The sequence below is a fragment of the Pyrolobus fumarii 1A genome, assembly GCF_000223395.1.
In the GTDB taxonomy this organism is placed as follows: domain Archaea; phylum Thermoproteota; class Thermoprotei_A; order Sulfolobales; family Pyrodictiaceae; genus Pyrolobus; species Pyrolobus fumarii.
The window spans coordinates 1431739-1445676 of sequence record NC_015931.1; the positions used below are offsets into that span (position 1 = coordinate 1431739).

A 13938-nucleotide genomic window follows, 5' to 3' on the forward strand; every position below is an offset into this window, starting at 1 on the left:
GGCTGCGCATTAATGGGGGCCGGAATGTACACTGTCTACACCTTCGAGCTAGAGGGTCGTCTGAGAGTTGTCGTCTACTCTAGCGAAGGAAGGGTTGAAGAGCTGGTAACCGAGGGCGAGCGTGTTGAGCTTAAAGGTGCTGAGAGTGTAGCGTTAATATCGGGATTTGAGAGGCCTGGTCTTGTTGCTAGGTTCGCTTCACGCCCGTGTGTAGAGAAGACGAGCTGGGGGGTGGAGGTGCATCCCTGTGGAACTGGTAGTGGAGAAGAGTAAGAGCCGTAGAGGCCTGCACGCTATAGTGAGGAAAGTGTTTGTCGTGTCGCGTAATGGGAATGTTGTCGAGGTTACTGGGCCCCGTGTGGGGGCGGCAGAGAAGACCTACTCGCGGGGCGAGGCTTACCTTGTAAAAGTCCAGCCTGGTAAAGACGATGTTGTTGTGTATGTAGTGCTTGTGAAGGGGCTAAGAGGGCGCGTCAAGGGTTACTTTGAGGTGTATGACAGTACTGGAAGGCTTGTTTATCGTGCCGTCTACCGTAAGTTGAAGCTCCGTTATAGCAAGGGTGATCCTAACTATGCGTGGGCGGTGAAGCTCGTAGTAGAGAAGTTGGATATCCCGGTCAAGAAGTATAACCTTGTACCGGCATGGCTAAGAAGGGGCCGATGACCGGCCTTTCGGGCCGTTAGGATCCGATGCGGTATTCACGGACCGGGGGAGGCCCTCATGGTGACACCCTGGAGGTTGCGTCCCCTAATAGAGCGTGAAATTAAGCGCATGCTAGTAGATGAGGCTAAGCGACGTGGCGTCGACCCACGTCAGTTAATAGAGTGGCTTCGCGAGGAGCATGGCATGCAAATAGGTGGTGCGCCAGATTGGCGTAGGGTAGAGAAGGCTATAGTCTCGAATACAGAGATTACGAGCTACGAGCTTGCATCCTTCCTCCAGGAGCTGGGTGTAGAGATACCGGAGGAGAAGTGGATTGCAATCCTCAGGAAGTATGGTATCAGAGTGTAGTATTTGCCGGTTATACGAGATTGCCGTTGAGGTTTCTAAACCTAAGCGAGGTGTCAAGCCAGGTTTCGATCCCGAGCATGTCATAGGGTATATACTGCTAGCTGCTCGTGGCCCAATAGGTAGGCCTCTTGCAGCGAAGGCACTGGGCATAGGTGACACAGCTGCTAAAACGATGATACGTAGGCTTCGCGAGATAGGTGTGATAGAAACCCGTGGCAGGGAAGGCTCAAGTTTAAAGCAAGAGCTCAGGCAGATTGTGGAGAACATACATTTCTGTCAGAACGGTAATTGTATTGGTATCAACATTTGTGGAATTGATGTATGTGAGGCATCACGTGGGCTAAGCAAAGTGCTCGAGTTGCGTGATAGTCTAGTGAGTCGTGGCGTTACGCCGCTGCTAATACTTTGTTGTTCCTCGGGATTTGTAGCTCCTGGTGCACCTCACGATGTAGTAGACGGTCTAATATCAAGTTGCTTGGAGTGTGAAGGACGCGACATTTGTGTCGTGCTTGGGGGTGATATCGGGTTAGTCGAAGTTAGCAGAGTAATCTTGGCTATTGCTAAGGTAGTATGCTAATCTTCAGTTGTGATTTCCCTTATGCGTGCAACCCCATCTATCTCCCTGATTATTCTCACAACGGCGGGTGGTACTAGGTGCTCCCATGCTCCACCTGCTGCTATAAGACGACGAATGTGCTCGCCTCTAAGCTCGTTACGGTTAAAAGCGGGAGGCTTCTCAACTTTGATGCCAGCCTCGCGGAAAACACGTGCTATCACAGGGTTCCTCGTTATTATTGATTCAACGGGCGGTACGTGGGTTAACACGTAATGGGCAGCACCTACATGCACCTCCATGGTCGGCAATGTCGCTGTTATGATCCTTGATAAGTCGATGCCAGCTTCTCGTAGAGCTTCGCGTATCATCCAGATGCGTTCACCTGCGGTGAAAGGGTTGCGGGGGGTGTGACTCTCGCTCGCCATGCCTACCATTATGACTATCTCATCGTATTTTCGCTCCTCTAGAGCCCACTTGACGACCATGAGGTGGCCGAGATGGAATGGCTGGAAGCGCCCGAAGAACAACGTGCGTCTAACCAATACGGGTATCCCCGGCTGCAGGCCGGGTGGTGAGTGATAGTGGATAAAGGTGGTGTATCGTGGCACGCATACTATTCTTGGTAAACCCTATTGCGGGGTTAGGAGGGCCTAGAGGATTACGTGGTACTGATGAGGATATTGGTAGAAGGTTGTTGCTAGAGTATCGTAGCGAGCCTCCAGCTTACGCTCGTGCAAGGAGATTCCTTGCGAGGTTGAGAAAGCTAGGGTGTGTCAAGAAGATAATGTCTGTGGCTGGCGGCATGGGTGCCGAGTTGGCTCGTAGTGAGGGTTTTGACGTAGAAGTTGTTTACGAGTCTCGTGAGTGGCCTACGCGTAGCACGGACACAGTTTCTGCCGTTATGGAGGGAATCAGCAAAGGCGTAGACATTGTAGTGTTTGTCGGTGGCGATGGTACGGCTAGGCTTGTTGCGGACGCGCTCGTTAAAATGAATGCGATTGACCGGATAGTTGTGTTGGGTGTCCCGGCTGGAGTCAAGATGTACAGCTCGATATTCGGTGTAAACCCTGAGGCTGCAGCAGATGCACTGTGTAACTTCCTTGTTGGCCGGGCTGTTGCGTGTGAAGGTGAGGTGGTCGATGTTGATGAGGAGGCTTTTAGGCGAGACGAGCTGCGTCTAAAGCTATACGCGCTAGTAAAGAGCATATGTGCGCCAGGTGTTGTCGGTATATCGAAGCAGCCTAGTATATCAACTAGTGAGGAAGAGGAGAACAAGCTAGCCATAGCGAGATACATTGTCGAGCGAATGGAGAAGTGTAGTCTTTACATATTAGGCCCGGGGTCGACTGTAGCAGCGATTGCTAAAGTACTAGGTAAGCCGAAGACATTACTCGGTGTTGATGTGTATCATGGCCATGTTCCAGTGGCGCTTAACGTTGACGAGGAGACGCTTTACAAACTGGTTACGAACCATCCAGGAAAGAAGTACATAATAGTCACGCCTATAGGAGGGCAGGGTTTCATATTAGGTAGAGGAAATCAACAAATATCTCCACGTGTGATACGCGCCGTTGGAGTAGACAATGTGATAGTGGTTGCTACTTGGAGTAAGATTCGCTCACTTCGTTACAGGTTAAGGGTGGATACTGGCGATCCAGAGTTAGACGACGCTCTTAGAGGGTATAGGCGTGTGGTGGTCGATTATAACGAGGAAGTTGTTGCTAAGGTTGAGTAGAGAGGAGCCAAAGTGCAAGGAATGCTATCGATGCGTAGATGCCAGCAGCGTAGAATAGCGGTCTATCGTCGCAGAGTGTTCTAGGTCTTGCTGCCGCTAGCGCCAATTGTGGAGCGGCAAAAGCTGCTACGAGTGTACTAGGGTCATTTGTCAACAGGTATACCAGTATACCGCTTGCTATGCTTGCTGCTAGTACAGCCTCGGCTAGCCTGGCACTGACAGTCTTAAAGATGGCATAGGTAGCTAGTAGTGCAGCTGCAAAAGCGGCTATATGGAGCGGGTCTATCTGGGCAGTGTACAGCCACGCTGCGAGAGCGAAGAGAGATGCGTATAAGGGCAGGAAGCCTGTCCTGTACAGTATGCAGCTATAACCCTCGAGGTTTATTGGAGGGTTTCTCCAGCCAGCGGCGAGCAGCGCCACATGAACTATTGTTACGGCGGCAACAGTGTCAAGGTCGTAGCCAGCCATGTGTAGCGAAAGCGCGAATACTCCAGTGTACAACCCCGCCAGTACAACATCTAGCATTGTGACGCTCTTCTTGCCTATAGGTCCAAGCGCCTTGGCGATTCTCTCTTCCACTCCCCGTGCCCCCTCGGCCTTAGAGAGTATACCCCACAAAGCCCTATATGATAGCAGAAGATTAGTTGCATGGTCGGGAATAGTACGTAGAGTCTAAAAAGCTCAGAAGATGTCATGGAACCCTCTGAGCTGGAGGAGCAACCTGTATGCGGCGACGCGCTTCTTGTCGACGAAGAGCGGTGTTAATGCAATCCCGGCTATGAAGCCGCCGATGTGGGCCCAGAAGGCGACACCTGTTGGCAGTCCACCGGTTAACGTGGCCATACCCATGAAAAGCTGGTAGATGAACCAGAATAGTATGAAGACTCCTGCGGGTACTACCACTGGCATAGGGAAGATCAACCAGAATACCAATGCTCTTATCAACGAACGAGGATAGAGTAGCAGGTATGCACCGAGTACGGCTGATATTGCACCGCTCGCGCCGATTGCTGGCACAAGCCATGGATCCACGCCAGTAAACGAACGGTAGTTTAGGAGAGCTTCCGGGGGCATCATGGCGATGCTTAACACGTGGAAGGCCACGGCAACTAACCCGCCAATAACGTAGAAGGCGAGATACCTAGCTGGTCCCATGGTAGCCTCGATGTTGTCACCAAAGATGTATAGGAATAGCATGTTGCCTAGGAGATGGTCTAAGCCGCCATGGAGAAACATGTGTGTTAGTAGACGGTGTAGCTCAACACCGTTTACCAGGAGGAAGGGTACAAGGCCATACTTGAGCACGATCTCGTTGTAAGAATGTGCACCTAGTAGACCGGGAGCTAACACGCCAATAATGAAAATCGCGACATTGACGGCTATCAGTAGTGGATTGACAAGTGGGCGATGCAGGTAGACGTTCGTATCTTCGATCGGTATTGCCAAGCTTTACTGCACCGGGTTGAAGTAAGCGAAGATACCAGAGTGAGATAAAGGACTTTGGCTATAGCAGTCTCCTGCTGCAAACTTGAGATGAGACTCATGTTGGCGAGGCTGGGTGGACACCTAGCAATTGTAGAAGCGTTGAAGTTGACAAAGCCTTTGCAAACTATGATGCTCCTTGTAGGGATGTACGCCGGCTTCTACGCGGGTGGTGGTATCGTCAAACCGCTATGGTTTCACATACTGATAGGTCTGCTCGGTTTCCTCGCGATAGCTGCTACGACCGCAGTCAACATGGTGTATGATGTTGACATTGATAGTATCATGGAGCGTACACGTAACAGGCCGTTGCCTCGAGGCGTATTTAGTAGGCAGCGGGTGCTCATTCTGGCGACAATCACAATAGTGTTGACAGCAATAACATCTTGTATACTTGTTAACGTCTACTATGCGGCTGCGATAGTAATAGGTTATCTTTCAGACATCTATGCGTATACTCTCCTTACGAAAAGACATACATGGCTAAGTGTGTTTGCAGGTTCGATTGCGGGGGCTTCACCAGCCGTTGGGGGCTATGCTGCTGCAAGGGGTTATGTTGATGTTGATGGTCTGCTTATAGGTGCTCTGATAGTTGCGTGGATACCTGCGCACATCTGGTCACTAGTGATACATTATGATGAAGATTATAGGCGTGCACGAATACCAATGCTTCCAGTGATCAAAGGGTATAGGGTAGGTGTGGTAGGCTCTACGTTGAGTATAGTGTTGACAGTTGCTATAGCAACTGCCATATACGTTAGAGGGCTCATGAGCCCGGAGTTCTATATCGCGGGTGTTGCTGCGGGTAGCGCTGCTGTGTTAATGCTATTGAGAAGGTGTAGGCCGGGCAGTTGCATTAAGACGTTTAGAGTGGTTAATATGGTGCTTATGCTCTTTCTCCTAGGCGCGGTGCTGTCTAGTATTCTCTGAGAGCTATCCACTCCTCTAGTAGCAGCTGTTCGACACTGCTTGGTATGGTGCCGCTCCTCTTCGGCAGGTATATTCGAAAACTCTTCTTTGTTCGAGGTGAGGAGGGAGTCTCTCTCCTATAGATGTAGAAGGGTTCGCGCAGTGCGTTTATAGAGCGGAACGCCTCTATGACGGCATTTACAGCTTCGTCAAAGTCGGTGGCTTTGCGGATAGCGCTTAGAAACTCTACACGCCTATAACCGCGGTTCAAGCAAGCTGTTACCTCTCCATAGGGCGTGATGCGCACCCTTGTGCACCCTGCACAAAAAACGGGGTTACCCACTGGCCCGACAACCTCTACTTCAACGCCGTTATCCATTTCTAATATCACTCGATTGTGAAGGTCGCTTCTATACTTAATGTGCCTAGTGCGCTTCTCCAGCCTTTTGATTATCTGGGTGTAAGGCTCGTGGAACTTGTCAAACGTATTCTTATCGATATTGACTGGGTGTAGCTCTATAATCTGGAGCTTAGCGTTAATCTTGGCAGCGAAGTCTATCAGGTCCTCTATCTCATCTGTGTTTAAGCCGCGCAGGGCAACTACATTGATTTTTATGCCTAATCCTGCCTCGTGTGCAGCGAACAAACCATCTAGTACGTTCTTGAGGCCATCGACGCCAGTTATCGCGCGAAACCTTTCCGGTCTAAGCGAGTGTAAGCTAACGTTAACCCGTCTCACACCGTACTCTGCAAGACCCTGTGCATACCTAGCTAGGAAGTACGCGTTAGTCGTCATAGATATCTCGGCCCTAGGATTGTAAGCATGTAGAGCCTTCACGACCTCGAGTATATCATGACGTACCAGGGGCTCTCCGCCAGTTATCTTATAGCTTATGACACCAACGCGTTTAGCCGCCTCAGAGACGATCGCGTAATCCTCAGGTTTCATCTCTTCCCTATCGCGCGGCTCCATACCCTCCGAGTGGCAAAAGAAGCAACGAAAGTTGCATCTTAGCGTGACCACAAACCGTACGTTCAGTAATGGACGCCCGTATCTATCCCAAAGGGGCACTAGCCACGACCCCTAACGGGACACAAGAAGTGTGAGGTTTATTCAAGATTATACGGGTTTGAAGTTGAGGAAGTCCAATCCCCAAGACTCAGGGCATTATCGCTGGATTAAAGAGAGGTGGCAACCGGGCACCTCTTTGGTAGAGGCGCATAGAGCGCGGGCGCCAAGGCAGCGGTGGTGAGCACACATGGAGCAACGCGTGTTATGCCCGCGGTGTGGCGGCAATATGACCTACTTTATCGAGGTTGAAGGCGGGAACAGTAAACGAGTGCACTATTACTACAAGTGTGTTGTCTGTGGCTACAAGCTAGACGATTTGGTTCTTGTTGTCAGACGCAAGGATAGACGCATCGAAATCGAGGCTCTAGAACCGCAGCGCCAACTAGTATACCCGATTAACGTCGTGCGAAAATAAACGGAGGTGGTATAGGCGCGCCTTGAGGTTTTTGCACGCCATAGCCAAACTGTTTCGCACCATTCGCGAGATACCACGTCTCGCTTCAATGGTTGGTGCAGAGAGCATAGCCAGACGTATGTTCGTAACCAATGCTTTTGACGGTCTATTATCGGCGCTGGGCATTATACTTGGATTGTACATAGCGGGAATGAGCGTGCCGCAATCGTACATAGGTGCCGTTGCAGGCGGGTCGGGTGTCATGGGGCTTTTCAGTGGTTTCGTAGCAACATATCTATCGGAACGTGCTGAGAGGCTTAGAGAGCTGCGCGAAACAGAACGTGTTATGCTTCATAGTCTTGAGGGTAGCGTATACTGGCGCGCGGCGCGCCTGGTACCCATATACGTTGCCTTCTGGAGCGCTATGGGTGCAACGCTACCGCCGCTACTCTCAACAACACCCTTCATTCTAGCAGCGTATTCAGGTGTTCTTGTTACACTTCATCACATTGCAGCCTCGATATCGCTGATACTCGTGTTCATGTACACGCTTGGCTTCTACATGGGTAAGATTAGTGGCGAGAATCCTTGGCTAAGCGGTCTACGCTTTCTGTCGATAGGGGTTGGCGCCACACTATTCATGAGCACCCTCAAGTTGATAGTCGGTTAATGTGCGGGCCTCAGGCCAGCGAAGAGTGCATCATCGTTCAGCTCCGCCGGAATACCTCATCGGCCCTTTGTAGGATTCGTGTCCAAGACTCCGGTATTAATCTGGGCGTCGGATTGTGGGGCAACGGGGGTTGCCACCATGAAGCCCGAAAAGCTAATCTTTCTTGTACTCGACGGCGTCGCTGACTCTATAACGCAGCACGAGCCCACAGCCCTAGAGGCGGCTGAAAAACCAGCACTAGATTCTCTCGCAAAACACGCTGTCTATGGGCTTGTCTATCCTGTTGCTCCCGGTGTGGCACCGGAAAGTGATGTTGCTGTTCTTTCATTACTAGGGTACGAGCCAGAGAAGTACTATACAGGTAGAGGTCCACTTGAAGCGCTTGGGGCCGGGCTGGAGATCAAAGAGGGTTACGAGGTGGCATTTAGAGGCAACTTCGCTACCATTGACGAGTCCACCCTGAAGATAATCGATAGGCGTGTTGGGCGTAGCCTGACGAGTGAGGAAGCGCGTAAGCTTGCAGAATCTCTGGATGGAATGGAGCTGAGTGGGGGCGGTTACGCTAGGGTTCGAGCAACTGTTGGTCATAGGGTTGTTGTGATAATAGGTAGTAAAGTGAACAGACTTAGCGATCAAGTCGAGAATATCGACCCCGCCTATGTAAGGAAAGGGTTAGTTTCGGTTGCAGTGCCAAACCCGGACATGAGGCTAAGGAAGTGTAAACCACTTGTCGATGCGCCAGAGGCAAGGGAAACATGTAGGCTCGTTGACGAATTCGTTGCGCGTGCAATAGAAGTGCTCTCTAAGCACCCCATCAACGTTGAGAGAGAAAGAAAGGGGTTGTTGAAAGCTAATGCCGTCATACTGCGTGATGCGGGTGGAAGACTTCCACGTATGCCGAAGCTGCAGGACATTTATGGTCGCAAGTTTGCCGCCGTTGTGGAGATGCCCGTTGAGCGTGGAATAGCTAAGGCGGCTGGCATGAAGATAGTTGAGGTTAACCCGCCCAGCGGTGATCTTAGGCGTGACCTCCCAGAGCGATTAGATGCCACGCTGCGCGGCCTAGAAGAGGCTGATGTAGTTTACGTTCATCTGAAAGGTCCAGACGAGCCTGGTCACGACGGCGACTTTGAGCGTAAAAAGAAGGCTGTTGAGTTGATAGATGAGCTGTTCGTGGCGCCACTACTGGAGAAGGTTGATCTCGAACGAGTAGCAATCCTCGTTACTGCAGACCACGCTACACCATGGCCGCTGAAGAGTCATAGTGGCGACCCAGTACCCTTCATTCTATCGTGGAAAGGGTTCAGTGGAGGTCCAGGCGTATTCAATGAACGTGCTTGCAAGAATGGTATCAAGTTAGAGCATGGGTGGCAACTCCTGCCTTTTACTGTCGAGAAGCTAGGATGGAAGTGAGAGGTGCTCAGCAGCGCCCGGACAGCTTCGGCATCCCCCATGCGGGGCTAGTCTCCGGTCCACCTCAGCATCCAGTAGGATACGACGGAGCGGCAGGTGTTTGAGCCTTGCGGGTATGGGATCCCGGGAGAATAACTAGGCTTTCAAAGCTCAGTGTTTATGCGAGATTGGTGCGAGTAGAACACACGCTATTCAGCCTACCCTTTGCCACCATAGGGCTTTTGGTTGCGCGTGCTACAAACCCGGTGATCTACGCATTGTCTTATCTCGCGCTTTTCGGTTTACGTGCAGCAGCAATGAGTTTCAACAATGTCGCAGATGCCGATATAGACGCGTTAAACCCGCGTACTAGCAAAAGGCCCGTTGTAACGGGCATAGTGTCGACGCGCGAAGCGCTGGCAATTACATTGCTAGCAATCATGTTATACTTCGCCGCAGCATACTCTATCTGTATACCTGCTCTGCTTTACGCGACGCCGCTCTTACTGCTAGCCCTATCCTACCCCTATGCAAAGCGTGTGCATCCACTGCCTCACTTGCATCTAGGGCTAGTCCTGGGAATGTCCGTATTCGGCGGATGGGTTGCAGGCATGTGTAGCACGTCGTGTACCGGTGCTAACCTTTCTCTCAGTAACGCGCCATGGCTCATAGTATTTGGGGTCGCTCTCTGGGTCGCCGGCTTCGACGTGATATACTCGACCATGGACTACGAGTTCGATAAAAGGATAGGCCTCGGCAGTATACCAGCCCTCCTCGGCCCTGAGCGTGCACTCAAAATAGCTGTGATGCTGGAGTGTTTAGCTGCAAGCCTATGGACACTGGGCGCACTCTTGTACTCCGGGATTTTTGCGGCAATAACCAGCCTAGCCGCCGGTACAGTGGCCGTAGGTGCATCTCTACTTGCGCTCAAAAGTACAGATAATATACCGAAAGCTTTCAACATGAATCTAGCCGTGGGGTTCATCGCCCTACCCGGCTTTGTGCTAGATATGGTGGCCTAAGCTGGTCTTTCAGGACCTCCGCGAATATCTAGAGGAGCTTGAGAAGCGCGGGTTATTGCGACGCGTGCGTACCTCTCTGTCACCGGATCTCGAGATACCTGAGGCATTACGGCAGGTAATGTACAGCGGGGGCCCAGCAGTTCTCTTTGAAAACGTGAAGGGCTATCCAGGATGGAGAGTTGCAGGCAACATATTCGCTAACATAGAGTACGTCAAGTTAGCGTTGGGTGTGGAAAACCTGGAGGATATAGGATGGAGGCTAGTATCTCTAGCATGGAGACAGCCTCCACTCACGTTAACAGAGAAGCTTAGAAAGCTACGTGACGCGCTTGAAATAGGGCGTTATACCCCCAAGCTCACAAGACGTGCTGCCTTCACCCGGAACGTAATTGAAGTAAACTCTATCAGCGACATAGCTAGAGTCATTCCAGCATTTAGGCAGTATCCTCGCGAACCCAGACCTTACCTAACATACCCTCTAGTCATCGTAAAGCACCCCGAGACCGGCGTAACAACTATGAGTGTTTACCGTGTCATGGTTAGGGAGAGGGATCTCGTTGTTCACTGGCAGCTTCATAAGAGGGGGCAGCAAGCGTACAACGAGTGGAGAGAAAAGGGTGCCGAGGAGATACCAGCAGCCATAGTGATAGGTGCTGAGCCTGCAACGCTTCTCGTCGGTGCGTTTCCAGTACCCTACCCTATGGACAAGTTGCTCTTTGCTGGCATTGTGCGCGGCGAGGGCATAGAAGTCTATCGTTTGGACAATGGTGTTGAGGTGCCAGCTTCAGCTGAGGTAGTAATAGAGGGCTATGTTACGAACGAGTTGGCTGATGAAGGGCCATTCGGCGACCACTGGGGGTACTACGATAAGCCTCGTAGGAAGTTCCCGATTATGCGGGTTACAAGGATATACATTCGCGAAGAACCCGTCTACTATGGCACCGTTGTGGGAAAGCCTGTGTTAGAGGATGCGGTGATAGGCAAGACTGTCGAGAGAATATTCCTGCCAATAATAAAGACATTGTTGCCGGAGGTACACGACATAAACTTCCCTCCACACGGCGTCTTTCAAGGAATGGTTATAGTATCGATTAGGAAGAGGTACCCTGGGCATGCAAAGAAAGTTATGATGGCGTTGTGGGGGCTCGGCTTGTTATCGCTCACAAAGATAATAATCGTGGTTGATCATGATGTGAACGTGCATGACATTAATCAAGTTATCTGGGCAGTATCGTCGCATGTCGATCCGCAGCGTGATGTGATAGTTATACCCGGTACGCCGACAGATGAGCTTGATCCAGCGGTCCCTGTGCCAGGGTATGGTAGCAAGCTTGGGATAGATGCGACTCGTAAGCTACCCGAGGAGAATATGGGAGTAGAGTGGCCCGAAGAGGTAGGCGTTCCAGACGAACTAGTAGAACGTATAAGAAAGGTACTCGAGAAAGAGGGTGTTGTAAAGGACGTTAAAGGCTCAGGAGCTGGATTGTAATCGTTTTTGAGGTTGATGCGAGCATCGAGAGTTTCTGGAGTAACTTCTCAAAGCTCATCTTGTCAACGTGCCTAGCTAGGGCAAGAAGCGTGTCGTAATCGTCCAAGCTCAGAGTATCTCTCCTTGCAATGAGTAGTAGACACGAGGGTGCTAGTATAGCGGTACAACAGCCACCATCAGCTAACAGTGCTGCTGCTGCTTCGAGATCGCGTCCAGACGGTAAACACAGACTGCCTGGATGTGTATGCGCAGTTGCAACATAACGGCTGCCAGGTATATGCACCTTATCTCTCTCGCCCTCCGCTATAACGCCAATACCGCGCCAGAGAAGTACAAGCATGTACTCCCGGTTTACAGCGAGATAGGGTTTCAGAGTCTTCAACACAAGCTCACGGAAGTAAAGCCTAGCCTCATGTAGGTGTTCCACATGGCTTCTTAGCTCGTGCCTAGCTGGCTCACTAACGTGGAGAGCATTAACATGTAACCTTGTAACTCTCTCGATAAAAGCGAGTACTTCATCAATATCATTTTGACTAGGCTCGCGTTTACAATGGTATAATATACTAGCCTTGTCTCCCTCTATTGCTGCCTTCGAAGCTACACAGTGTATATCGATATCTAGGAGGGCTTCGAGAAAAAGTGCTGAGAGTGTGTGAGAAGAAACAAGTGATGATAGCGTATTGTCTACTAGTAGCTCCTCGCGCCTCATTATATCCACGCGTACATGTATACCTCTATTGGGTTGGGGTATAGCTTCTCGGTCTTCGCCTCCTCCCTCTTCAGCTCAATGTAGGTCTCTATCACGTCCTTGTCGAACACCGGCTTTAGGAACTCGTGGTCACTCTCTAGTTCGTCGAGAGCCTCTTCGAGGTTCCTGGGTAGCTCCTTTATGCCTAGCTGGCGCTTCTCCTCTGGAGACATGTGGTAGACGTCCTTGTCTACTGGGTCGCCGGGGTCAATCTTCTTCTTGATTCCGTCTAGGCCGGCTAGCACTATTGCCGCGAAGGCTAGGTATGGGTTGCAGCTTGGGTCTGGTGGTCTGAACTCGATGCGCTTGGCCTTCTCCTCGCCCTTGTAGTACACTGGGATCCTAATAGCTGCGCTTCTGTTAGCCTTACTCCATACTAGGTATATTGGTGCCTCGAAGCCTGGGACTAGACGGCGATAGCTGTTTGTCGTAGGCGCGACGAGTGCTGCTAGTGCGCGCCCGTGCTCAATAAGACCGCCTATGAAGTAGCGTGCTGTCTGGCTTACCTCTGCATACTCGTCGTTCGGGTCATAGAAGAGGTTCTTCTTGCCATCTTTGTCCCATAGGCTCACGTGAGTGTGCATACCGTTGCCGTTGTCGCCAGAAATGGGCTTCGGCATGAATGTAGCTACCATGCCGTACTTTGCAGCAATGTTCCTAGCCACGTACTTGAGAGTGATGACGCGGTCTGCAGTCTCAACTAGCTCACCAAAGCGGAAGTCGATCTCTATCTGGCCTGTAGCGGCTACCTCGTGGTGTGCGGCTTCAACAGTGAATCCAAAGTAGTCCTCGAGTACCTCGGCTATCTCCTCGCGTATGCTAGCAAGCTGGTCGATGGGGGTTGGTGTGTGGTACGCCTTCTTGAACATCTGGAAGTATTGGCTTGATTCTAGTGGTGACTCCCGGCTGCTGACGCTGTAGCTTATGCCTGCGGCTGGGGTAAAGACGTCTATGGTAAGGCTGTCTAGTAGCATGAACTCTACCTCTGGGCCGAAGTACGCCCTGTAACCCTGCTCTGCGAGATACTCTACAGTGCGCTGCGCGATGTACCTTGGGTCGCGGTTGAATCTGCCTCTACCCATGCTCAGGTAGATGTCGGCGATAACGCGTGCCTTCTTGGGGTTCCAGGGTAGCTGCTCTACTAGCGTTGAGAAGTCCGGCTTGACGACAAGGTCGCTCTCAGCAATGGTCGTGAAGCCCTCGACGCTGCTACCGTCAAGCTGTCCTAGACCCCTCTCAATGGCCTTCTCGTCTATCTCATGGAGTGGAACGGTGAATGCTCTCAGTCTGCCACTTAGGTCGGTAAAGTGAACCTCAAGCCACCTAACACCCTTTTCGCTCAACCTCCTAAGCTTTTCAAGCACTTCAGCTGCACTCATGGCGTTTTTCCACCGGGCTCTCGGCCCAGCCGCACAAACATTAAACACTAATGTCGTGTAGATCGAACACTTGTTCC

17 protein-coding genes are annotated in these 13938 nt (G+C 51.2%); 11 read left to right on the forward strand and 6 right to left on the reverse strand.

Features of this window, described 5'->3' with window-relative positions:
- The first annotated feature begins 24 nt into the window (after nucleotides 1–24).
- From PYRFU_RS07530 to PYRFU_RS07545, 4 genes are read left to right on the forward strand one after another with little or no spacing between them, the layout of a single operon-like run.
- Nucleotides 25–273, forward strand: coding sequence for a hypothetical protein (locus tag PYRFU_RS07530; RefSeq protein WP_014027064.1), 249 nt, complete (start codon nucleotides 25–27; stop codon nucleotides 271–273).
- A complete protein-coding gene (locus PYRFU_RS07535; protein ID WP_014027065.1) occupies nucleotides 248–664 on the forward strand; it encodes a hypothetical protein in 417 nt (138 codons plus the stop codon). The genes PYRFU_RS07530 and PYRFU_RS07535 overlap by 26 nt, the downstream gene beginning before the upstream one ends.
- Nucleotides 665–721: 57 nt before the next feature.
- Entirely contained in the window at nucleotides 722–1012 is a 291-nt protein-coding gene (locus PYRFU_RS07540; protein ID WP_014027066.1) for a hypothetical protein, read from the forward strand.
- Entirely contained in the window at nucleotides 978–1589 is a 612-nt protein-coding gene (locus tag PYRFU_RS07545; protein ID WP_014027067.1) for a hypothetical protein, read from the forward strand. Before PYRFU_RS07540 ends, PYRFU_RS07545 begins: the two co-directional genes overlap by 35 nt.
- Here the strand turns inward: PYRFU_RS07545 and PYRFU_RS07550 are convergent.
- On the reverse strand, nucleotides 1586–2110 hold the full coding sequence (locus tag PYRFU_RS07550; protein ID WP_014027068.1) for a nicotinamide-nucleotide adenylyltransferase: 525 nt from the start codon (nucleotides 2108–2110) through the stop codon (nucleotides 1586–1588). The two genes, PYRFU_RS07545 and PYRFU_RS07550, sit on opposite strands and share 4 nt — an antisense overlap.
- A 59-nt stretch (nucleotides 2111–2169) precedes the next feature.
- On the opposite strand from PYRFU_RS07550, the gene PYRFU_RS07555 reads away from it, so the two are divergent.
- Nucleotides 2170–3303, forward strand: coding sequence for an ATP-NAD kinase family protein (locus PYRFU_RS07555; protein ID WP_014027069.1), 1134 nt, complete (start codon nucleotides 2170–2172; stop codon nucleotides 3301–3303).
- Here the strand turns inward: PYRFU_RS07555 and PYRFU_RS07560 are convergent.
- Entirely contained in the window at nucleotides 3290–3883 is a 594-nt protein-coding gene (locus PYRFU_RS07560) for a hypothetical protein (protein WP_014027070.1), read from the reverse strand. The genes PYRFU_RS07555 and PYRFU_RS07560 overlap by 14 nt on opposite strands.
- A 102-nt stretch (nucleotides 3884–3985) precedes the next feature.
- Nucleotides 3986–4750: a rhomboid family intramembrane serine protease gene (locus PYRFU_RS07565; RefSeq protein ID WP_014027071.1), complete on the reverse strand. Its 765-nt coding sequence runs from the start codon at nucleotides 4748–4750 to the stop codon at nucleotides 3986–3988.
- A gap of 54 nt (nucleotides 4751–4804) precedes the next feature.
- Between PYRFU_RS07565 and PYRFU_RS07570 the strand changes: the two genes are divergently transcribed.
- Entirely contained in the window at nucleotides 4805–5716 is a 912-nt protein-coding gene (locus PYRFU_RS07570; protein WP_014027072.1) for a protoheme IX farnesyltransferase, read from the forward strand.
- Here the strand turns inward: PYRFU_RS07570 and moaA are convergent.
- On the reverse strand, nucleotides 5703–6767 hold the full coding sequence (moaA, locus tag PYRFU_RS07575) for a GTP 3',8-cyclase MoaA (RefSeq protein WP_014027073.1): 1065 nt from the start codon (nucleotides 6765–6767) through the stop codon (nucleotides 5703–5705). The genes PYRFU_RS07570 and moaA overlap by 14 nt on opposite strands.
- Before the next feature lie 187 nt (nucleotides 6768–6954).
- On the opposite strand from moaA, the gene PYRFU_RS07580 reads away from it, so the two are divergent.
- From PYRFU_RS07580 to PYRFU_RS07600, 5 genes are all read left to right on the forward strand, one after another.
- Nucleotides 6955–7182: a hypothetical protein gene (locus tag PYRFU_RS07580; RefSeq protein ID WP_014027074.1), complete on the forward strand. Its 228-nt coding sequence runs from the start codon at nucleotides 6955–6957 to the stop codon at nucleotides 7180–7182.
- A gap of 22 nt (nucleotides 7183–7204) precedes the next feature.
- A complete protein-coding gene (locus tag PYRFU_RS07585) occupies nucleotides 7205–7831 on the forward strand; it encodes a VIT1/CCC1 transporter family protein (RefSeq protein WP_014027075.1) in 627 nt (208 codons plus the stop codon).
- 138 nt (nucleotides 7832–7969) lie between these two features.
- Nucleotides 7970–9244: a BPG-independent phosphoglycerate mutase family protein gene (locus PYRFU_RS07590; protein ID WP_014027076.1), complete on the forward strand. Its 1275-nt coding sequence runs from the start codon at nucleotides 7970–7972 to the stop codon at nucleotides 9242–9244.
- 107 nt (nucleotides 9245–9351) lie between these two features.
- Nucleotides 9352–10245, forward strand: coding sequence for a UbiA-like polyprenyltransferase (locus PYRFU_RS07595; protein ID WP_014027077.1), 894 nt, complete (start codon nucleotides 9352–9354; stop codon nucleotides 10243–10245).
- Nucleotides 10232–11734 (forward strand): UbiD family decarboxylase, encoded by a 1503-nt coding sequence (locus tag PYRFU_RS07600; protein WP_014027078.1) that lies wholly within the window; start codon nucleotides 10232–10234, stop codon nucleotides 11732–11734. The genes PYRFU_RS07595 and PYRFU_RS07600 overlap by 14 nt, the downstream gene beginning before the upstream one ends.
- Here PYRFU_RS07600 and PYRFU_RS10035 read toward each other — a convergent pair.
- The gene (locus PYRFU_RS10035) at nucleotides 11709–12452 is read right to left on the reverse strand and encodes a hypothetical protein (RefSeq protein ID WP_167827899.1); all 744 of its coding nucleotides are present in this window, start codon (nucleotides 12450–12452) and stop codon (nucleotides 11709–11711) included. The two genes, PYRFU_RS07600 and PYRFU_RS10035, sit on opposite strands and share 26 nt — an antisense overlap.
- Entirely contained in the window at nucleotides 12443–13861 is a 1419-nt protein-coding gene (gene glnA / locus PYRFU_RS07610; RefSeq protein ID WP_014027080.1) for a type I glutamate--ammonia ligase, read from the reverse strand. The genes PYRFU_RS10035 and glnA overlap by 10 nt, the downstream gene beginning before the upstream one ends.
- Nucleotides 13862–13938 lie beyond the last annotated feature (77 nt).

Bases quoted from the DNA above. Each gene is read 5' to 3' on its own strand.
- PYRFU_RS07530 (WP_014027064.1), top strand. From the start codon at position 25: ATGTACACTGTCTACACCTTCGAGCTAGAGGGTCGTCTGAGAGTTGTC.
- PYRFU_RS07540 (WP_014027066.1), top strand. From the start codon at position 722: ATGGTGACACCCTGGAGGTTGCGTCCCCTAATAGAGCGTGAAATTAAG.
- PYRFU_RS07580 (WP_014027074.1), top strand. From the start codon at position 6,955: ATGGAGCAACGCGTGTTATGCCCGCGGTGTGGCGGCAATATGACCTAC.
- PYRFU_RS07590 (WP_014027076.1), top strand. From the start codon at position 7,970: ATGAAGCCCGAAAAGCTAATCTTTCTTGTACTCGACGGCGTCGCTGAC.
- glnA (WP_014027080.1), bottom strand. From the start codon at position 13,861: ATGAGTGCAGCTGAAGTGCTTGAAAAGCTTAGGAGGTTGAGCGAAAAG.